Origin of the sequence: Kribbella antiqua, from assembly GCF_004345665.1 — a bacterium.
GTDB classification, from domain to species: Bacteria; Actinomycetota; Actinomycetes; order Propionibacteriales; family Kribbellaceae; genus Kribbella; species Kribbella antiqua.
On sequence record NZ_SLWR01000016.1, the window covers coordinates 160,672 to 180,738 of the forward strand.

General features: G+C 68.6%; 16 protein-coding genes, 1 pseudogene and 1 CRISPR repeat array. Of the genes and pseudogenes, 7 read left to right on the plus strand and 10 right to left on the minus strand.

Features of this window, described 5'->3' with window-relative positions; translation table 11 throughout:
• Positions 1-346 precede the first annotated feature (346 nt).
• Positions 347-841, plus strand: coding sequence for a hypothetical protein (locus EV646_RS35355; protein ID WP_132156551.1), 495 nt, complete (start codon positions 347-349; stop codon positions 839-841).
• A 131-nt stretch (positions 842-972) separates the two neighbouring features.
• Here the strand turns inward: EV646_RS35355 and EV646_RS35360 are convergent, their stop codons facing one another.
• A complete protein-coding gene (locus tag EV646_RS35360) occupies positions 973-1,338 on the minus strand; it encodes a hypothetical protein (RefSeq protein ID WP_132156553.1) in 366 nt (121 codons plus the stop codon).
• A gap of 776 nt (positions 1,339-2,114) precedes the next feature.
• Positions 2,115-2,388: a CRISPR direct-repeat array (repeat unit 30 nt; unit sequence CGGGATCACCCCCGCGTCTGCGGGGAGCAC).
• Positions 2,389-2,546: 158 nt separating this feature from the next.
• Between EV646_RS35360 and cas3 the strand changes: the two genes are divergently transcribed.
• The 6 genes from cas3 to cas6e are packed head-to-tail and all read left to right on the plus strand — an operon-like array spanning position 2,547 to position 10,210.
• Complete coding sequence (gene cas3 / locus EV646_RS35365) at positions 2,547-5,381, plus strand: CRISPR-associated helicase Cas3' (RefSeq protein ID WP_132156555.1); 2,835 nt, start codon at positions 2,547-2,549, stop codon at positions 5,379-5,381.
• Positions 5,371-7,020, plus strand: a complete 1,650-nt coding sequence (gene casA / locus EV646_RS35370) for a type I-E CRISPR-associated protein Cse1/CasA (protein ID WP_132156557.1) — start codon at positions 5,371-5,373, stop codon at positions 7,018-7,020. The genes cas3 and casA overlap by 11 nt, the downstream gene beginning before the upstream one ends.
• The gene (casB, locus tag EV646_RS35375; protein ID WP_199237375.1) at positions 7,017-7,676 is read left to right on the plus strand and encodes a type I-E CRISPR-associated protein Cse2/CasB; all 660 of its coding nucleotides are present in this window, start codon (positions 7,017-7,019) and stop codon (positions 7,674-7,676) included. The genes casA and casB overlap by 4 nt, the downstream gene beginning before the upstream one ends.
• An 11-nt stretch (positions 7,677-7,687) precedes the next feature.
• Positions 7,688-8,809, plus strand: a complete 1,122-nt coding sequence (cas7e, locus tag EV646_RS35380; protein ID WP_132156559.1) for a type I-E CRISPR-associated protein Cas7/Cse4/CasC — start codon at positions 7,688-7,690, stop codon at positions 8,807-8,809.
• Entirely contained in the window at positions 8,806-9,531 is a 726-nt protein-coding gene (cas5e, locus tag EV646_RS35385) for a type I-E CRISPR-associated protein Cas5/CasD (protein ID WP_132156561.1), read from the plus strand. The genes cas7e and cas5e overlap by 4 nt, the downstream gene beginning before the upstream one ends.
• Position 9,532: 1 nt before the next feature.
• Positions 9,533-10,210, plus strand: coding sequence for a type I-E CRISPR-associated protein Cas6/Cse3/CasE (gene cas6e / locus EV646_RS35390; RefSeq protein ID WP_132156563.1), 678 nt, complete (start codon positions 9,533-9,535; stop codon positions 10,208-10,210).
• Between the two features lie 1,376 nt (positions 10,211-11,586).
• Here the strand turns inward: cas6e and EV646_RS35395 are convergent.
• The 9 genes and pseudogenes from EV646_RS35395 to EV646_RS35425 all read right to left on the minus strand — a co-directional run.
• Positions 11,587-12,087: a DUF4913 domain-containing protein gene (locus EV646_RS35395; RefSeq protein WP_158291107.1), complete on the minus strand. Its 501-nt coding sequence runs from the start codon at positions 12,085-12,087 to the stop codon at positions 11,587-11,589.
• A complete protein-coding gene (locus EV646_RS35400) occupies positions 12,084-12,791 on the minus strand; it encodes a type IV secretory system conjugative DNA transfer family protein (RefSeq protein WP_132156567.1) in 708 nt (235 codons plus the stop codon). The genes EV646_RS35395 and EV646_RS35400 overlap by 4 nt, the downstream gene beginning before the upstream one ends.
• Positions 12,788-13,846, minus strand: a complete 1,059-nt coding sequence (locus EV646_RS35405) for a type IV secretory system conjugative DNA transfer family protein (RefSeq protein ID WP_132156569.1) — start codon at positions 13,844-13,846, stop codon at positions 12,788-12,790. The genes EV646_RS35400 and EV646_RS35405 overlap by 4 nt, the downstream gene beginning before the upstream one ends.
• 4 nt (positions 13,847-13,850) lie before the next feature.
• Positions 13,851-15,422 carry an ATP/GTP-binding protein gene (locus EV646_RS35410; RefSeq protein ID WP_132156571.1) on the minus strand — a complete coding sequence of 524 codons (1,572 nt, stop codon included), beginning with the start codon at positions 15,420-15,422 and terminating at the stop codon, positions 13,851-13,853.
• Positions 15,419-16,774, minus strand: coding sequence for an SCO6880 family protein (locus EV646_RS35415; RefSeq protein ID WP_338419309.1), 1,356 nt, complete (start codon positions 16,772-16,774; stop codon positions 15,419-15,421). Before EV646_RS35415 ends, EV646_RS35410 begins: the two co-directional genes overlap by 4 nt.
• Positions 16,775-16,786: 12 nt before the next feature.
• Entirely contained in the window at positions 16,787-16,918 is a 132-nt protein-coding gene (locus EV646_RS40790) for a hypothetical protein (RefSeq protein ID WP_277875155.1), read from the minus strand.
• Positions 16,902-18,335, minus strand: coding sequence for a TrbL/VirB6 family protein (locus EV646_RS35420; protein ID WP_132156573.1), 1,434 nt, complete (start codon positions 18,333-18,335; stop codon positions 16,902-16,904). The genes EV646_RS40790 and EV646_RS35420 overlap by 17 nt, the downstream gene beginning before the upstream one ends.
• A gap of 106 nt (positions 18,336-18,441) precedes the next feature.
• Positions 18,442-18,717 (minus strand): annotated as a pseudogene (locus tag EV646_RS41140) (hypothetical protein); the annotation flags it as partial.
• 21 nt (positions 18,718-18,738) lie between these two features.
• On the minus strand, positions 18,739-20,067 hold a 1,329-nt coding region (locus EV646_RS35425; protein ID WP_132156575.1), incomplete at its 5' end, for an NAD(P)/FAD-dependent oxidoreductase.

The window sequence follows — 20,067 nt, forward strand, 5'->3', positions numbered from 1 at the left end:
AAGGGCGCGCCTTCGGCGCGCAGACCCGGACTGCGGGCGGCCCTGGCGCGCCGTCCTCGCCGGGCCTATCGAGCAGGACGCTTCCACGTCCACGCGATCCCAACTCCCAATGACCGACGTGCGAGCGGCTGACCCCGGTTGCCTCGTCCCCCCGGCCGCTCGATCGTACGGCCACCACGACCCAGGTCAAGAGCGCCTACGGCGTCCCTGCGGGATCGGCAAGCCGACTCTGCGCCGCGCTGGCCTGGGTTTGGCAGCTATGGGGGGACGGGGCAGGTGTGGACCTCGAAGCGCTCCATCATTGCCCCTGACAACGACGCTGGGCCATTCCTGCCAGACTTCACCCATGAACGGTGGCGATCCGCATGAACCATCACCGGGTTCTCTGCCAGCGGAGCAGGAGTGGGGTACCGCTCTTGTGTGGCGCATCATCATGTTCCTGCCGTTGCTCGCCGCGATCCTAGGGACTCTGTGGACTGTCCACATCGGTGAGGTTGCGCCGATCAGCGTCACTTGGCCCGTGTACTTGCTTGTGTCCTACTTCGCGCTGGCGGCGCTCCGCAGTAGCTGGACTGTGCGCCTGACACGAGACGAGCTGCTGATCCGCTATCCGATCGGTGGTCAACGTGTTCCCAGGGCCGAGGTCGAGTCGGCCCACTTCAACTACTGGGGGCTCATCATTCGCAAGCGAGGCGGTGGATTCGCGTTCGCATTCGTCGCGCCGAAGTGGACCTCGACCGAGCTGAGCAGTGGCGGCAGACCCGGACCTGACAGCGTGGCATTCCAGATCACCCGGTGGGCCCAATCCGAGCGACCTGAAGGCGACCCAGCAGAACCGTAGAACCGTTAGGGCTCGTGCCCTCTACGTGCCCTAGCCGATGGTCGCTGACGGTCACTCACGGTGTGTTGCGGGCCTTCGTTGCAGGCGTGGAGGCCCGGTCCGCGCAGGCAGTCAGCCGCACTTCCAAACTGCTAGCTGGTCACCAGTGCCGCCGCCGCGACACAGCAGCAGAGCGCGGTCAACAGCAGGATCAGATTCTCGGTCATCGGTGGCCGTTTCTCATCAAGCCAGTACACCTTGTCGGGCATCCAGGTGAAGGTCACCCCACTACGGGTGGCGAGCGAGAGCCCGACCGCCACCCCGGCCCCCAGCGCTACGCCAAGCGGCAAACCGCGCTCCATCGGGGTGGCGGTGGTCGAGACGACGAGGGAGATCACCACGCCGAGCCCGGATGTCACCAGCACGCGATGCCGTACTGCGCGCAGCAGACCGACGGCAACAAGCGCCACCAGCCACAGGGCTTGCAAGCCGACCAGCACCCAAGAAGCCCCATCCATGCTGACCTACCTATCACGCGACCAGCGCGTCTTCTGCCATTCCAAGCTGGCCACGTTGCTAACGGATTTGCTAACAGGACCCGTGGACGGCTGTGGACAGCTCGCGCCGATCAGGGCGGGCTGCACGCTCAGCGCCGACCATGCCAAAGGGCGCGATCGACCCCCATCGACGGTCGATCAGCAACCTTGACCGGTGCCTCCGAGATGCCCCGAATGGCCCTGAACAGCCCTCAACGACCCTGGTCACTGCTCAGGGTCGGAGGTCGTCGCGTGATTGATGCTCAAGGCCACGAACTCGTATGAGAAGGTCAGCCACGGCAGGAGTTCAACTTCCAGTCCATCCATACGCCGACCCAGACACGCGCAATGGATGTCCAGAAAACGATCGATTCTCAACACCCCACCGAATCAAGGACCCGGCGACCGCGCAACAACTCGGCAACCTCCGCGGAAGCGTCCTTTTCAAGGAGGTGACGGGTGATGAGCGTTCGGGGAGCACGCGATCCACTCCTCGACCCGGGGTCGTGATGATGGGATCACCCCCGCGTCTGCGGGGAGCAGGGCGTCATCACGGATGTGCGGTTCCCGAACGACGGATCACCCCCGCGTCCGCGGGGAGCAGCGCTTCGGATCGAGCTGGCCGTACCCACCGTACGGATCACCCCCGCGTGCGCGGGGAGCAGGACGGCGAGATCGTCGTACCGGACCTGTCCACCGGATCATCCCCACGTGCGGCGGGGAGCAGGATCACTTCGCCCCCGATCCCGAACCGGACCCGGGATCACCCCCGCGTCTGCGGGGAGCACTCCCACACCGCCGCCGCGCTCTTTCCGCCGCCGGGATCACCCCCGCGTCTGCGGGGAGCACGAGGGGATGATTTGGAGGGTGCCGTAACCGACGGGATCACCCCCGCGTCTGCGGGGAGCACATGGCCTGGACCGATTCGCGCATCTACCGGCAGGGATCACCCCCGCGTCTGCGGCGAGCACGGATCGACATCGTTCACCGGTGCAGGGACCACGGGATCACCCCCGCGTCTGCGGGGAGCACACTGCATGACCTGCGCAGATACACCTCGGATCCGTGATTTTAGATCAGTTGGATGCTCGGGGCCTCAGGGTTGGACGCTGTGGAGCAGATTTGTCCGGGCTCTGGCCTAGTCTGCGCAGTATTGGTTCAATGCGGGTATTCGGGGATCGTCATCGGTGATGAGACATCAGAGCGCTTTGAGCGATGCTGCCCGGTCCGTGTGGGCGAAGTCGCTCGACGAGCAAGGCGGGTGGCTGCCGCTTTGGCAGCACCTGGATGACTCGACCGATGTGGCTCGGCGTCTGTTCGCCGAGTGGCTGGCGCCCAGCGTGGCGCAACTGTTCGCGGCCGAGTTCGGCGGTGATGCGACGGCGGCTTGCGCGGCGGTGTCATTTCTTGCGGGGGTCCATGACCTGGGGAAGGCGACACCGGCGTTCGCCGTTCAGGACACGGTCCTGGCCAAGCGCATGTGCGACCTCGGTCTGTACGTGCCGCTGACGAAGTCAGAACTTCCCGACCGGCAGCTCGCACATCACTCGCTGGCCGGCCACCACCTGTTGGTTGAGTGGCTCGTCGGTCGTGGGTGGTCGAGAGGCGTCGCGCGGACTTGGGGTGTTGTCTTGGGCGGCCATCATGGGGTGCCGCCCGACGCGATGGCTGAACAACGGGGCCGGCCCGGCGAGGTCCCCCAGTTGTTCGGGTCCGGCGCGTGGGAGATGGTGCGGGAGGAGCTGGTCCAGCGGATCGCGATCAGGTCGGGTGCGGTGACGTTCCTTGAGACCTGGCGCGATCGGGCCCTGTCTCAGCAGTTCCAGGTGCTTGCCACGGGCGTGGTGATCATGTCGGACTGGATCGCCAGCAACGCCGATCTCTTCCCTTACTGCTCCGAGCAACTACCGGCACCGGACGGGACAGCGCCTCGGGCAGCGGAGGCTCTCACCAGGCTTCGACTGCCGGCTCCGTGGCGAAGCCCGCCGGTCAGGTTGTCGGCTGCCGAGCTCTTCCGCGAGCGGTTCGAGCTCCCGCCGGGGGCGCAGCCTCGGCCGGTGCAGGAGGTAGCCATCGACGTCGCCCGGGAGATGGCCGAACCCGGCATCGTGATCATCGAGGCGCCGATGGGGGAGGGCAAGACGGAGGCCGCGCTGGCGGCCGCCGAGGCACTGGCCGCTCAGACGGGTGCGGGCGGCTTGTTCGTTGCGTTGCCGACGCAGGCCACGACGGACGCGATGTTCGCCAGGATTGTCGACTGGCTGGACCGAATGGACTCGGCGAGCTCGCCGGCCGGGTCGTCCATCACGTTGAGCCATGGCAAGGCCAGGTTCAACCACCTGTTCCGCGGCTTGATGATCGAGGGTCGGTTGCGAGAGGTGGGGTGTGACGAGTCATCCCGCGAGGTCCCGCATGTGGTTGCCGCGCATTCGTGGTTGTCGGGCCGCAAGAAGGCGCAGTTGGCGAACTTCACGGTCGGCACGATCGACCAGTTACTGTTCGCCGCCCTGAAGTCCAGACATCTCATGCTCCGGCACCTCGGCCTCGCGGGCAAAGTGGTGATCATCGACGAGATCCATGCATACGACGCCTACATGAGTTCGTACCTGGCGAAGGTGCTTACGTGGCTCGGCGCGTACCGGGTGCCGGTGGTTGCGCTGTCGGCGACCCTGCCCGCCGACCGGCGCCGTGCGCTCGTCACGGCGTACCAGACCGGGATGGCCAGAGCCGTGCCGGCATCGGTACAGATCGACGCGTCTCCCGTCGATGGCAGCGTCGGCTATCCGGTGGTGACGTGGACCGATGGTGGTCGGGTCCGGGCGCGGGTCGCGGCGGCGTCGGGACGCCGTACGACGGTGCGGATCGATGCCCTCGACGACGACCCCGGGTCTTTGCTCGCGGTGTTGCGGGACGCGCTGGCCGAGGGAGGGACTGCGCTGGTCGTCCGTAACACGGTCCGCCGGGTGCTTGACGCGGCGGAGGTGATCGAGCGGGAATTCCCGGGCGAGGTCACGGTCGCGCATTCCCGGTTCATCACCGCGGATCGGTTGCGTAACGATGACGCCCTTCTGGACCGTTTCGGTGCGCCCGGCCGGGCACTGCAGCGTCCGCATCGTCACGTCGTCGTCGCGTCGCAGGTGGTCGAGCAGTCGCTCGACGTCGACTTCGATCTCCTCGTCACGGACCTGGCGCCGATCGACCTGATCTTGCAGCGAATGGGTCGGCTGCATCGCCACCAGCGCGGCACCGATCAGCGAGACCGGCCCGAGCGGGTGCGTGCGGCCCGCGCCCTCATCACGGGCGCCGACTTCAACCAGAGCCCACCGGCGCTGGAACCGGGTGCGCGGCGGTACGTCTACGGCGCTCATGCGCTGCTCAGGTCGGCCGCGGTGCTGGTGCCGCACTTCGGCGGCACGATCGAGTTGCCGGACGACATCGCACCGCTGGTCCAGACGGCCTACGGCGACCAGCCGCTCGGCCCGGTGGACTGGCAAGACGCCATGCAACAGGCCGAGTCCGACTGGCTGGCCGACACCGCGCGCCGTGAGGAGAGAGCGCGCGACTTCCAGATCGCCGATCCGGCCAAGCCAGGTAGGGCGATCGTTGGCTGGCTGTCGGCGAACGTGGGGGAGGCTGACGAGAGTTCCGAGGGCCGCGGCCAGGTTCGCGACGGGGCACCGAGCCTAGAGGCGATCTTGGTGCAGGTCGGCGCCGACGGTCGGTTGCACACGCCGAGCTGGCTGGGCGCACCGGTCCTCGATCTCGCGGTGCCCAGCGACAAGACGCCACCCGATGAGGTGGCCGAGGTGCTTGCGTCGTGCGCGATCCGCCTGCCACTGGAGTTCAGCAACGCCGAGACCGAGAAGGAGCTGTGGGAGTCCACTCCACCGGCGTGGGAGCACTCCCCGCTGATCTACCGATGGCCCGCGCTGTTCGTCGACGACGCTGGGTGGGCTGTCATCAACGGTCGTCGCGTCCGGTACACGACAGGCAGGGGACTGGAAGTGATGGAACGTGAGCAGTGACAACGGCTTCAACCTGCTTGACGAGCCCTGGATCGTCGCCCTCGGCCCGGAAGGTCAAGAGGTCGAACTGTCGATCCTCGGCGTGCTCGAGCAAGCTCCGGGTCTGATCACCATGGGGGGCGAGGTGCCCACCCAGGGCTTCGCGATCACCCGACTTCTGCTGGCATTCCTGCACCGAGCTGTCGACGGGCCCGAAGATCAGCAGGAGTGGGCTGATCTCTGGCATGCGTCTGCACTGCCGATCGACAGGATCCGCCGGTACGCCGACCAGGTCAGGCACCGCTTTGACCTCTTCGACGCCGACGTGCCGTTCTTCCAAGTTCCCCGCTTGCGAACAGCGAACGGTGAGGCGTCCGGCCTGGAGAAGATCGTCGCCGACGTGCCGAACGGCGCGGCACTGTTCACGACTCGATCAGCTGCGAGTCTTGCCTCGATCAGCAGCGCTGAGGCTGCACGATGGCTGGTGCACGTGCACGCATTCGATCCGTCGGGCATCAAGTCCGGAGCGGTCGGAGATCCGAAGGTCAAGAATGGCAAGGGATATCCGATCGGCACCGGGTGGTCTGGGCAGATCGGTGGTGTCCTTGCTGAGGGCAATAACTTGCGGGAGACGTTGTTGCTCAACTTGGTTGCCCGAGACGTCGAGGCCTACGTGCGTATCGGCGGTCCAGGCGACCTCCCACCGTGGGAGAGGGAAATCGACGGGCCGGCGGGGCTCGAGGACCGTCCCCCGGGCGGAGCGATCGATCTCTACACCTGGCAGACCCGGCGAGTCTGGCTGAAGGGTGACCGGTGGGGCGTGACAGGCGTCGTGCTGGCCAACGGAGACAAGATTCAGCCGCAGAATCGGCATCAGCTGGATCCGCACACGGCGTGGCGGTTCAGCGAACCTCAGACAAAGAAGCTCAAACGGCCGACGTACATGCCTCGCGGCCATGCCCCCGAACGATCTGTCTGGCGCGGACTCGAGGCGCTGCTGCCCTCACTGTCCGGCCGCCGGGCTCGGCACGACGAACCGTCACCCTTCCTCGCACCCGGCGTACTGCAATGGTTGGGCGAACTGTCAGCGGCCGGGATCCTCCCTGCCAGCCACGTCGTCCGAACGAGAGCGATCGGGGCCGTCTACGGGACCCAGAGCGCGACCTACGACGAGATCGTCGACGACCGCCTGACCCTCGCGATCGCGTTGCTCCGTGAGGACAGCCCGGCACTCGGTCGACTGGCAGAGGCGGGCGTGGAGGACGCCGAGCGCACCGCGGCGGCGCTTTGGCAACTGGCCGAGAACGTTGCCCAGGCCGGCGGCGCTGCCCCCAAATCGGGCGCTGGTGAGCGCGCTCGCGAGCAGCTGTACGCCGCGCTCGAGTCGCCGTACCGGGCCTGGCTGGCCTCGCTGGATGCGGCAACGGACACCGCGGCGGCGAGAGCGGCGTGGCAATCGACTGTGTACGGATTGGCGCGGCCCATCGCCGCGGTGGTGGTGGAGTCGGCCGGGCCGACGGCCTGGATCGGACGCGAGATCCACGGCCGGCTTGTGAACGTCGCCCAAGCGGAGGCGTGGTTCAGCGCTCGTGTCCGCAGCATTCTCGGGTTGGCGCTCGGCCCGACGACGAACCGCTCAGAGGAGGAGGTCGCATCGTGACGACATCCATGACCGGACCGGAGCCGGCCGCACGGGCAGCAAGGAGGCGGCGGCTCGGCCCTCTCGGCGCGGTACTGGACCGCCGGGTCGGGCGGTTGCAGGCGGAGTACCTGCGTGGCTCACCGGCAGCTCGGGCAGACCTGGCGCGGCTGCGCCGTGGATTGGGCAAGCCGGCCGGGAGCGTCCCGGAGCTGTGGGAGCTGACAATTGCGGCGGTGCCGCCCGACCTCAGCTGGGACCGTGACGAGCCAAGCCGGGCCGAGCATGCGGCACATGCCGCGCTCACGCTATACGCGCTACACCAGCAATCAATGTCTGGCCCGGCTCACATTCCCGGCGTCGGGTTCGGTCAGGCGGTCGGGCACCTCGGCGGAGGCGCCGGACCCAGCCAGGCCGCGGTTGCCCGTCGGTTCATGGCGGCGGCCACAGCGGAGTCGGCCGACGAGTTGCTGACCCACGTGCGAGGACTCGTCAGCCAGCTCAGGACGGCCAAACGAGGCATGGACTACGCCCAGTTCGCCGACGACGTGATGGCAATCCTCACGCCCGGGCGTGGAACGTCGGTACGGCTGGCTTGGGGCCGTGCCTTCTATCGGACGACGGGTCAAGCAGACGCCGCCTCTGACACCCCTGCCGACGACCTTCCTGACAACTAAAGGAGCAGACAGTGAACCGCACCTTCGTTGACATCCACGTCCTGCAAACCGTGCCGCCCAGCAACCTCAACCGGGACGACACCGGCAGCCCCAAGACCGCGATCTACGGCGGCGTCCGCCGTGCCCGGGTGTCGAGTCAGGCGTGGAAACGCGCGGCCCGGCTCGCCTTCAACGATCGCCTGGACCGCAGCGAGCTGGGAACCCGGACGAAGCGGGTCGTCATGCTGCTCGCCGACGAGATCATCGCTCGCAGTCCAGAGCTTGAAGACCAGGCGTCCGAGCTGGCGTCGATGACGCTGAAGGCCGTCGGGATCGAGGTCAAGGCATCCAAGGCGGACCTGCCCGAGGAGGCGGGCTACCTGGTTTTCCTCAGCCGGCGCCAGATCGAGAATCTGGCCGTGGCGGCGATCGAAGCGGCCAGCGCCGAGGACGTGCCGAAGGCGCTGCGAGACGCCAAGGTGAAGCAGATCGCCGACCAGGATCACTCGGTCGACATCGCGTTGTTCGGCCGCATGGTCGCCGACCAGAAGGACATCAGCGTGGACGCGGCCGCCCAGGTGGCGCACGCGATCAGCGTTCATCCGGTCGAGACCGAGTTCGACTACTTCACCGCTGTCGACGACACCAACACCGAGGAGCAGAGTGGCGCCGGCATGATCGGTACGGTCGAGTTCAACTCCTCCACCCTGTACCGGTACGCAACGATCTCCGTCGACCAGTTGGCCCACAACCTCGGCGACGCCGCCGCGACAACCCGAGCGGTCGAGGCATTCGCCGACTGCTTCGTCCGCTCGATGCCGACAGGCAAGCAGAACACGTTCGCCAACCGGACACTGCCGGAGGCGGTCGTGGTCCAGGTTCGTGGCAGTCAGCCGATCAACCTGGTCGGGGCATTCGAGAGCCCGGTCCGCGAGACCGAGACGGCCGGCCGGGTCAAGGCGGCAGCCGAGGCGCTGCGGGACGAAGCACGCGAGATCGAGCGAGCCTACGGCGAGCAGCCGGTGGCCAGTTGGGTCACGCGCGTCGGCACCGACACCGCCAGCCTCGACGACCTAGGCCCCAACGTGCCGCTCAGCGAGCTGATCTCAGCCCTGGGCGCGCTCGTGACCGAACGTCTCCGGGACCCGGCATGACCGTCGTTGCGCTGAGGCTGGCCGGGCCACTGCAGTCCTGGGGTTCGGGGAGCAAATTCGTCCGCCGCGGGACGGAGACGGCACCGACCAAGAGCGGTGTTCTCGGACTTGTCGCGGCCGCCAAGGGAGTCCGCCGTACCGAGCCGATCGAGGAACTGCTGCCCCTTCGCCTCGGTGTGCGAATCGACCAGCCTGGCCAGCTGGTCCGCGACTTCCACACCGCCCAACGGCCCGAGAAGGCACGCGACGGGTCGATCACCTGGAAGCCGCTGCCGCTGTCGTACCGGTTCTACCTGGCCGACGCAACGTATCTCGTGGTCCTGGAAGGCGACCAGGCCTTGGTCGAGGGCATCGACACCGCGCTGCGAAGCCCGGCCTTCCCGCTCTACCTCGGCCGCAGATCATGCCCGCCCGCCGGGCCAGTCGCACTCGGACTCGTCGACGGCGACCTGGACCACGCACTCACCACCGTGCCGTGGCTCGCGAGCAGTCACCACCAGCGGCACCGCCGTGAGCGCGAGGTGCGGCTGGAGACCATGCGCGACGCCCTTCCAGGAGAGGTCGGAGCGGAGACACTCCGAGATATCCCCGTGAGCTTTGACCCCAACCGCCGCCAGTACGCCTGGCGCACGATCGTTCGTGGATCCGTGCTGCTCCCCAATCCCCACGGCACCGAGGAGCCGCCGGCCGAGCACGATCCCATGTCGCTGTTGGGAGGCTGACATGTTCCTGACCAAGATGCAGCTGAACCCCGCCCGCCGCGGAACTCGCACGCTGCTGTCTTCACCGCAGGCACTGCACGCGGCAGTTCTCGCCGGCTTCCCCGACCCACGCCCCACACCCGAAGGCCGCGTCCTGTGGAGGCTCGACAAGTACGACGACGGCCGCAAACTCCTCCTCTACGTCGTAAGCCCCAACAAGCCCGACTTCACCCACGTCATCGAACAGGCCGGCTGGCCGACGACGCATGCCTGGGACATGCGTTCGTACGACGGCCTACTGGACTCGCTTCGGACAGGCCAACAGTGGCAGTTCCGGCTCACCGCGAACCCGGTCCATTCAGCCCGACGCGACGGATGGAGCGACACCAAACCCCTGGCCCACGTGACCGTGAAGCAACAGGAACAATGGCTGCTGGACCGCGCCCCCAGGCTGGGATTCCAAATCGTCCCGAACCGCACCGCATCGCCCGAAGGCGAACCCGATCTCGCGGTCATGGCGCGCACCGTACACAGGTTCAAGCGCCAAGGCTCGACAGTCACAGTCGCCACCGCGACCTTCCAAGGACATCTCGAGGTCACCGACCCCGCCACTCTACGACGCACCCTCACCCACGGCATCGGACGCGCGAAAGCCTACGGCTGCGGACTGCTCACGCTCGCACGCCCGGATAGGCCTTGACGTCCTAGCCGTGCTCCCCACGGATGCGGGGGTGATCCCAACAACTGGAACGACACCTACGGCGGCAGGCAGTGCTCCCCGCCGACGCGGGGGTGATCCCTACACCGGCACCGAGGCCGTCACCGAGTGGGGTGTGCTCCCCGCAGACGCGGGGGTGATCCGTGCATACCGTCCTTGCGCTGGGTGTGGTCCTCGTGCTCCCCGCGGACGCGGAGGTGATCCCCCGGTCAACTGGGTGCTGATCCCGGTCAAGTGGTGCTCCCCGCGCACGCGGGGATGATCCGGACATCACGCTGACCGACGTGCAGCTCATCCCGTGCTCCCCGCAGACGCGGGGGTGATCCTTACACCCGCTGGCACACCTGGCAAGACAGGCTGTGATCCCCGCAGACGCGGGGGTGATCCCAGCAACGGCTACACCACGTACGTGGAGAAGGAGTGCTCCCCGCAGACGCGGGGGTGATCCAATCATCCGGGAGTGCTCCCAGGCTGGTGACGTAGTGCTCCCCACGGACGCGGGGGTGATCCCGGCACCGCGTGAACCTGGACCTGCCAGCCGTTGTGCTCCCGCAGACGCGGGGTGATCCGATCACGTACGAGACCGTGCGCCGGAACGACCGGTGCTCCCCGCGACGCGGGGTGATCCCAGGCAGTGCGCGACCAGACCGCACGCGAACATGTGCTCCCCGCAGACGCGGGGGTGATCCGTTGTGCTCCCCGCAGCCGCGGGGGTGATCCCAGATTCGAACAGCAACATGCCCGACCGCGGGGGTGGCTCCCCGCAGACGCGGGGATGATCCCTTGTACGCGGTGTCCAGCACGATCGCCTCGGCGTGCTCCCCGCAGACCCGGGGGGTGATCCGCGGTCTACGTGCCCGAGGGGGTGATCCCATCCGGATGAAGCCGGGTGCATACGGGTTTCTCGTGCTCCCCGCAGATGCGGGGATGATCCACAGACGTTCGAGACGTTCGGCCGGGAGAAGTCCTGCTCCCCGTAGACGCGGGGATGATCCCCTCGTTCAGACCGCTTACGACAAGATGGTCGAACTGCTCCCCACGCACGTGGGGGTGATCCGTGGGTCAACGCCATGGTGGCATTCGTTGCCGCGTGCTCCCCGCAGAAGCGAGGGTGATCCGAACGGCAAGAGCGAGATGCTGGCCGGCATCGTGTGCTCCCCGCGCGGACGCGGGGGTGATCCGTAGGCCAGGATGGAGCGGGTCGCGGCGCGGCGGTGCTCCCCGCAGACGCAGGGGTGATCCGTGGTCCTTGTTGAGTCCCGGCACCGGCGGGCGGTGCTCCCCGCGCACGCGGGGGTGATCCCAACATCTACACCGGTGCTGCGACTCTCGGCTCGCGCTCCCCGCGTACGCGGGGCTCAGGCGCCGTTCGTAAGTGGCCCGTACAGCTCGGGTGGTGGTGTGCTCCAGGGCAGTGGTTCGAGCGGGCCGTTCTCGTGGTGCTTGGTGCGGGTGCAGTTCTTGAAGGTGCCGTCGCGGTCCATCAGTTTGGCCATGTGCGGGTAGCAGTGGTCGCGCCACCACACGCTCATGCCGGTGCCGGGTTCGAGGCGGAGTGCTTCCCAGGCGCGCCAGAGTGCGTCCAGGACGCAGACGGCTTCGCCGTGTTTCCACCATTCGCTGCACCAGGGTTGGTTCGGCGCGATGGGGCGCCTGTAGGCCTTGGTGAGGAAGTGTTCGACGAAGTCGGGCAGGGTCTTGAAGTACAGCTGCGGTTGTTCGCCTGCGGCGTCTTCGAGGGCGTCGCCGGCCGCGGCGGCTTCCTCCTCGAGCTGGTCGGCTTCGAGGTTGCGCTGCGCCTGATCTCCGGCGGCGTCGCCGTACGACGTGTCGTCCCATTCGGTGTCGGGCAGCGTCACGAAGGCTCTCCTGTTGGCGCGATGGTCGGGCTGGTGCGGGCGCCGGGGTCGTGCCGGGCGAGGGAGGCGCGAATCCGGTCGGCGTACGGGCGTTCCATCCAGGGGATCGATCTGATCAGGGTGGCACGGGATCCGGACGAGAACACGATCGCGCGGCCGGCGGGCAGGGCGGCGAGTTCGGCGATGTCGAGGATCTGTTCGCGCTGCAGTTGCCGGTTGACCGAGGTGCCTTGTTTGCTGGTCGACGTCGAGGAGCGGAGGAGCTCACGGTCGCCGATGATCTTGGTGAGCCGGTCGAGGAAGGTGGCGTCGTCGACGCCGCCGCCGTAGATGCGGCGGTTGGCGGCGGACCAGAGTTTCTCCATGCCGCGCTCGCCCCAGCAGCCGACGCCTTGGGCCCAGGACTGCAGGATCGTGATGAGGACGATCCCGCGGGAGCCGTAGTGGCTGTAGAGGTCGGGGAGGTCTTTCCAGCGGCAGACGTTCGCGGCCTCGTCGAGGACGCCGATCATCGGGACCGGGAGCCGGCCGCCGGGGCAGGTGGTGGCGTAGTCCTCGGCGGCTTTGACGACGGCGGCGGTGAGCGCGGTGACGAGCGGGCCAGCGTTGCCGGCACCTTCGCGGGACAGGCTGTAGAGGGTGCCGCCGCGTCGTACGAAGTGGTGCGGGTCGAACTCCGGGCGCGGGGTGGGGCCGGGGTTCACCCAGCCGCGACCCGGCTGGAGCCGAGGCAGCTGGCCATCTGTTGCGCGGTGCCGAACACGCCACCACGTTGCCGCTCGGGCGCGGCGCGGATGGCCTCGACGGCTTCGGCCATGGTGATGTCGCGATGGTCGCGCAGCAGCTGCTCGGGCTGGGTGCTGTGGACGTTGGTGAGCCACGAGTAGACCCGGCTGACCGGCAGTCCGCCGCGGGCGGCGGCGAGCAGCAGCCCGGCGAGCAGCTGGAGGCCGGAGCTGTCGAAGAACGCGTCGGCGCGGGCATCGGCGGGCCGGGAGGCGTACGCGAAGTGCTGGGCGAGTTCGCGGGCGGTGTCGTCGTCGACGACGTACGACAGCGGGTTCCACCACCAGGTGGGTTGTTCGGCGGCGACCTGCTGTGGGTCGAACACCCACACCCCGTCCTTGCCGTCGTCGCCGCTTTCGCGGAGGCCGCGGGTGGCGTCGAGGATGTCGCGTTTGTTGGAGGTGACGATGACCGCGCCGGGTGCTTCGGCGATGACCGGTACGGCCAGCGACGTGGTCTTTCCGGTTCGGGGGCCGGCGATGTCGACGATCATGTCTTCGTAGGAGCCGAACACGTCGGCGCCGGAGGCAACGGTCTGCCCCAGGAACACGCCCGGGGTCTCGGTGTGGACGCCGAGCCTTTTCGCGGTCGCGGTGACGGCGGCCCGGGAGGTGGCTTCGATGTCGCGGCCGCGGCCGAGGTGCCGCGCGGCCGGGTCGACCCGGGTCCGGCGGCCGCCGCGGATCCGCCGTACAGCGAACGCCGCCGTAGCGGCGAGGAGCGCGATGCCACCGAGGATGAGGCCGAGGGCGTAGGTGGCCTGGCGGGGCCAGGTGACGGTGCCGTTGGCGAGGTCGAACAGCAGGGTCGCGGGATTGGTGGAGACCGGGGTCGATGTCCCGGCCCAGGCGGTGCCGAGTTTCAGCGCGGCCCACACGATCACGGCGATCCCGATCCCGGCACCGACGAGGACGGGTACGGCGGCGTTGTGGGCGGCGAGCGGGTGGTTGGGGTCGCGTTCGCGCTGAACCATTGCTTTAGGACACTTCCTCGAGGGCGCCTCCGGCCTCGTCGCCGAGGATCTCGTCGGGTACGACGGCCAGGTCGGCGTCGCGCCAGCGTTTGTTGGTGTCGTTGAGGGCCTGTTCGACCGGGGTGAGGTCGACGTGGATGGGGATGCCGGTGCGGCCGCCGACCTTGATCAGGAAGTTCCCGAGCCCGGGCGGTGTGGTGTCTTCGTCGTCCGATGACCAGGCCGGCGGGTCCTGCCAGCTGGTGATCATGTCGACTTCGGCGTCGGTGACGCGGACGGCCTCGGTCAAGAGCGTCATCTCGGCGCGGGGCAGGCCGCCGCAGATGACCATTCCGGCGCGTTCGACGAACCCTTTGGCCTTCATCCGGTCTTCCTCGGTGGGCAGCGCGAGCAGGTCGGACATGGTGTGCGACACCATCGCCTGCCCGACGCCGCGTTGCCGGTTGAGCCGGGTGAGCGCGTCGATCCGGTCGACGATGCCGCGCCCGGAGCGCAGCGCACGCCACAGTTCGTCGAGGACGACGAAGTAGTTCCGGCGCGGTTCGAGGCCGGCGTCGGCGAGCACCTGGGCGACGTTGACGGCGGCGAACCCGGTCGACCAGCACGCGAGCAGCGCGGCGGCCTGCAGGTCGAACTGGCTCTCGTCGATCCCGGACAGGTCGAACGCGACCGGCCGGTCGCGGCGCATCGGCTGCGTGGTCTGCTCGGAGAAGATCTTCCCGAGCCGCGACGTTCCCGCGGCGAGGCTCTGCAGCGTCGCCTCGAGCCCTTCGGTGATGTCTCGGTACTTCGCGATGTCGCCGCGGTCGAGGGCGGCGTCGCGGAGGTCTTGGGGTGCATCGCGCACGACCTGCAACAGGTCGGCGAGCACCGGGACGCCGTCGTGGCGGTCGTCGAGGATCTCCAGCGCGCGGGTGATCACGGATTCCTCGCGGTCGGTCGGCGGGGTTTTGGCGCGCAGGATGGTGATGAGTCCGGAGACGGTGTTGGCGCGGCGTTGGCGGGCGTCGTTGATGAGCCAGGTGCGTGCCGATCCGGTGAGCCGCTCGGCGGCGGCCAGAGCGTCTCCGGGGTCGAGGACGTTGAGGTTGCCGCGGCCGGGGGCCAGGTCGATGACCTGTCCGTCGAGGGCTTCGATGAGGTCGCGGTAGTCGGGTTTCAGGTCGCCGAGGATGAGCGGCTGTACGCCGTACCCGGCCAGGCCGAGTGCCATCCGGCGTACGACGGTCGACTTCCCGAGTCCGGGCTTGCCGAGGATCATCGCCGACGGGTTGGAGATCAGTTTGGCCCGGGCGAACCAGCTGATCGGGTCGCAGCAGATAGTGGCGTCCGACACCAGGCTGCGGCCGAGCGGGACGCCCATCATCGGGGCTCCGGAACCGACCGGGAACGGCCACAGTCCGCAGACCTGGACCGACGTTCCGCGCCACCGCTGCGGCGCCTGCACATAGGTCGCGGCGCCGGCGCCAGGCGCCGACCATCCGCGCGGACCGGGGGTGTGCGGTCGCTTCGGCAGCTTGGCAACCAGATCCAGGCGCCCCGACGAGCTAGTGCGGCGCAGTCTCCCGAGTCTCACAGGGCACCCCGGATCGAGCTGGGCACGACCAGGTGCTGTTCGGGCACGATGCCGATCGGCAAAGCGGCGGTGAATGCCGAATCCTGCGACCCGAACTGGGGCCTCATCTGCAGCCGGGCCTGCGACCCGAGCCGTTCCACGGCCGCGACCGCTTCGGCGAACTTGTCCTTGTCGGTGACGGTCGCGGTGACCAGCATCGCGAAGTCGACCAGGCCGGCGCCGCGGGCTTCTTCCTGCGCGGTCTTCTCCGTCGACATCCGGTCGGCTTCGAGGCGCGCGCTCGGCTTGTCGCTGGAGTTGATGCGGAAGTCGCTGGTCCGGCGGTCGGACTCGACGATGCGGGCGGCGATGCCGGGGTCGAGGACCTTGTAGAGGATGGTCACGCGTTTGCGGGCGATCGCCCGGTGCGGCGCGAGCAGCGGCTGCAGGACGTTCTCGTAGACCTCGCCGCGCGGAGCGACGGTCATCGCCCAGGTGACCGACCAGGCGCCGTCGTGCCGGTACTTGTCCCAGAAGGTCTCGTGGGCCGCTGGGCCGATGTCGGACCAGCGCAGCTTGGCGCGCTGCCCCATCGCCCGGGCCTCGTCGATCAGGACCGCCGCGGCCGGGTCGTAGGCGATCCGGACGATCTCGCACACCTCCTGCGCGGTCGCGGGCCGTGCGTGCCCGGCACCGGTCGAGGCGAGGCCACCGGTCAGGTTCGGCAGCCGGGTCGCGAGCTCGAGCACCATGTCGTCCTCTTTGGCGCGGTGCCCGGTGCGGGTCTGGGAGGAGAAGGTGATGGTGATCCAGGCCTTCACCAGCGCCGCGCCCTGAGGGTAGGAGTCGATGACTTCGGCAAGCATCTGGCGTGCGACGTCGGGAGCGTCGGCGGCGAGGTTGTGGCGCACCTCGGCGCCGAGCCGGTACCCGGTGTCGGGTGCCGTCTCGACGGTGACGGCGGCACCGATGACACCGTCTTCGTGGCCGAGGGCGGCCAGCCACTGTCCCCAGCCGCCGACCCAGTTGTCGATCTGTTCCTGGTCCACCTGGCCGGCACCGTCGGGCTCGCACGAGATGACGACCGCGCAGTGCCCCAGCGTGGGCCAGGTGACCACCGCGAAGGGCCGGTCCCAGGAGTCCTTGGCCTCGATCAGCCGGGTCTGCGCCAGCAGGCCGGGCAGCTGGTAGGTTCCCCAGCCGCCGCGGCCGACCGGCCCGGACCGGTAGAGCCTGCTCTTCGACCGGGCGGCCTGGTTGTACCCGACCCGCTCGGAGATGCGGTGTGCGGCGGTCATCTCGTGCCGGTCCCGCACGACCAGCCCGAGCACCAGCACGCCGCCGATCGCCACCGCGATCGCGGCGGCGAGGATCCCGGCGGCGTACTAGACAAGGACCGCGACGACACCGAGCGCGAGGACCGCGGCGGTGCCGATGGTTCCGAGCCGGCCGATGCCGGCGGTGACGGGCTTGCGCCAGTTCCCATATGTGCGGGGCGCGCTATTGATGTTTGCCACCGGTTGGTCCTCGCGAGGTGTTCGGTTTCTGCGGGCCGGATCCGCTCGGCCCGCTGGTGCCCGGGCTTGACGATGACCCGCGGCTGGACGGCGAACTCTGCGACCCGGTGCCGGGCGGTGTCGTCGGGCGGGCACCGCTCGATCCGGAGCTGCCTTCACCCGCCGCGCTGCTGGCGGCCTTCCCTGGTGCTTGCGCGGCCTTTTTGACGCCGTCGGCGACCGCGGCGGCGACCATGCCTTGCGGGCCGGTCTTGGCCGCGGCCGATGAGCCCGCCGAACCGCTGGCGCCGGATTGTTGACTGCCGGTGCCGCCTCCGCTGGCCCCGCCTCCGCTGGCCGGCTTCGGGTTGCCGCGAGGGCCGGGCTGTGCGCCGGCGCTGCTGCCGCTTTGGCCGCCGCTCTGCCCGCTCGCGGCGGCGCTGCTCGAGGAGCGGCCGCCGCTCTTCGACATCAGCGCCTTGGCGCCGGTCGCGGCTGCGCCGCCGAGTGCCATCGCGGCGCCGCTGGTTCCGCCGCCGGCGGCCGCGCCGACCGCGGGCACGGTGAACCGCATCAGGGCGGGCAGCGCGAAGATCGCGAGAACGCACATGGTGACGCCGGTGACGATCTTGATGATCTGGTCACCGGGAGCAGGTGCTGCGGGCCCGCCCTCGCGGGTGAGCTGGAACGCGGTGGCGTAGACGATCGCGGCGACCGGCTTGTACATGATGAACGCGACCGTCCAGGCGATCGACCGTTGCAGCCACTGCCGGCCGATCTGGGTGTTGGTCGCGGCCGCGGCCAACGGCAGTGTCCCGGCCAGCAGGAACAGCATCCCGGCTCGGACGATCAGCAAGACGATCTGGAGCATCGACAGCCAGAACAGCAGCTGGGTCAGCCCGATCAGTGCGACCGCGTTGCTGGCGGTGACCACCGGGTTCTGGACGAACATTGCCCCGAAGAGGTGCTGGAAGTTGGTCGGTGTGCCGTCGGGGTTCTTCATCGCGTCCGTGAGGATGTAGGACGCGGCCTCGTCGGATGCGGTGGTGAGCAGGGAGATCACGGCGACCCCGGCCGCCGAGACGATCATCAGGGTCAGCAGCGACTGGGCGAGCTCTCGGGCGGGCCGGCCGTTGCGTTCCCACATGATCTTGCCCGCGCCGATCATGATCGAGAACACCGCCAGCCCGGACACGTACCTGTGCAGGTGCGACCACAGGTAGGCGACGGTGTTGGCCGGCGCGTACGGGTTGGACGCGGTGGCGTAGGTCAGCTGCGGGGGCTTGATGCCGGTGACCCAGAACGTCGCGGCCTTCTCCAGCATGATCTGCGCCGACTCGCCCGACTTGCCGGCCAGGTCGGTCAGCCAGTCTTTGACGACGCTCCCGGCCGCGTTCCTGCCGATGTCGATCGGGTTGGGTACGAGCGGGATCGTCATGCGCCCCGCCAGGGCACGAACCCGGTCAGGTCCTGCAGGGTGGTGTAGGGGTCGCCGGCCCGCTCGCCTGACCGTGGGGCGAGGACCTCCAGTCGCCGCCCTGCCACACCAGCGTCCACGTCGAGGAGGCGTACCCGGCGCCGGCCTGCATCGCAACCAGCAATGTGACGCGGTTGGTGGTGGCGTCGAGGATCTTGAACCCGGCCAGCTGACGGTCGTCATCCTTCCGGGGTGATACTGCCGACGAGGGCCCAGCGCTGCAGTGCGACTTGCCTCCCAAGCTCACCCCCAGCGCCGACCAGACACTCACCACCGCGTCCGCACCGACAAGGTCGATGCCAGCGGCGTCGTCACACAGTGAACCCACGAACCGTGGGTTCACTGTCGGGATGTCTTGGAGACATCACCTGGTGTCCGGGCCTTCGGGATCGCTGAGGTATTCGTGGATCAGCTGAATCGCGGTGGAGCCCTCGCCGACGGCCGCGGCGACGCGCTTGATGGACCGATGGCGGACGTCGCCCGCGGCGAACACCCCCGGCGTGCTGGTCTCCAAGAGCATCGGCGGCCGCCGCAGCGGCCAGCTTGGCGAAGCGTCACCATTGGTGAACAGATCTCGACCGGTAAGCACGAAGCCATGGTCGTCTCGTGCTACGGAGTCGTTCAGCCACGCAGTGCGCGGTTCGGCCCCGATTAGCAGGAAGAGCGCTGACGCCGGCACTACCTCCGTACGGGCGCCGGCCGGCCGCCGGAGCGTGATGGCCTCCAGCCGTCCCGCGCCTGCTCCGCCGACTACCTCGGTGCGGAGCCGGAGGTGGATGTTGGGCGCCTGCTCGATCTCCGAGACAAGGTACTCCGACATGGTGGCGCGGAGCGTCTCGCCGCGGACGAGCATCGTAACTGACGCCGCGTACCTGGCCAGGTGCATCGCGGCCTGACCGGCTGAGTTGCCTGCGCCGACGACGAACACGTCGCGCCCCTGCATGGCCTTCGCCTCAGCGCCTGCCGCGCCGTAGAAGACTCCGGCGCCGACTAGGGCGTCGAGCTCCGGGATGTCAAGGCGACGCCACGTCACCCCGGTCGCGATGACGACGGCACGGGCCGTGACCTCGCTGCCGTCGCTGGTGGTCACCAACTGGAGCCGACTCCGCGTGCCCAGCCGGACCGCCGCCTGCGACACCACGAATCTCGTTCCGAACAGCCAGGCCTGCTCGACGGCGCGATTGGTCAGATCGTCTCCGCTGATGCCCCGGTGGAAACCAAGATAGTTCCGGATCAGCGAGCTGGTTCCCGCCTGTCCGCCCGGCACCGCGGACTCCAGCACCAGGGTCTCCAATCCCTCCGACGCGGCGTACACAGCAGACGCCAATCCGGCCGGCCCCGCTCCGATGACCACGAGATCACAGGACTTGACATCGATGCGGGTCCGCACCCCCAATGCCTGCCAGATTTCGGGCAGGGCCGGATCGACGAGCACCGTCCCGTCGTAGAACGCGACCACAGGCAGCCTGGAACCGTCCACACCGGAGGCCGCCAGCAACTCGATTCCAGCGGCCGAGTCGTGATCGTAGAACCAGTACGGAACACCGACCCGGGTCAAGGTGTCCCGCAGCTCATGGGATCCCGCCGACGATTCGGCACCGACGATCCGCACCGGCACGACCTGCGCTTCCTGCGACTTGTCCCACGCGGCAAGGAACTCGCTGACCGCCGGATACAGGATCCGCTCGAGCGG

What these genes read in the sequence shown, in the direction of transcription:
- EV646_RS35355 (WP_132156551.1), top strand. Translation starts at nt 347, where the DNA reads ATGAACGGTGGCGATCCGCATGAACCATCACCGGGTTCTCTGCCAGCG.
- EV646_RS35360 (WP_132156553.1), bottom strand. Translation starts at nt 1,338, where the DNA reads ATGGATGGGGCTTCTTGGGTGCTGGTCGGCTTGCAAGCCCTGTGGCTG.
- cas3 (WP_132156555.1), top strand. Translation starts at nt 2,547, where the DNA reads ATGAGACATCAGAGCGCTTTGAGCGATGCTGCCCGGTCCGTGTGGGCG.
- cas5e (WP_132156561.1), top strand. Translation starts at nt 8,806, where the DNA reads ATGACCGTCGTTGCGCTGAGGCTGGCCGGGCCACTGCAGTCCTGGGGT.
- cas6e (WP_132156563.1), top strand. Translation starts at nt 9,533, where the DNA reads ATGTTCCTGACCAAGATGCAGCTGAACCCCGCCCGCCGCGGAACTCGC.
- EV646_RS35405 (WP_132156569.1), bottom strand. Translation starts at nt 13,846, where the DNA reads ATGGTTCAGCGCGAACGCGACCCCAACCACCCGCTCGCCGCCCACAAC.
- EV646_RS35420 (WP_132156573.1), bottom strand. Translation starts at nt 18,335, where the DNA reads ATGACGATCCCGCTCGTACCCAACCCGATCGACATCGGCAGGAACGCG.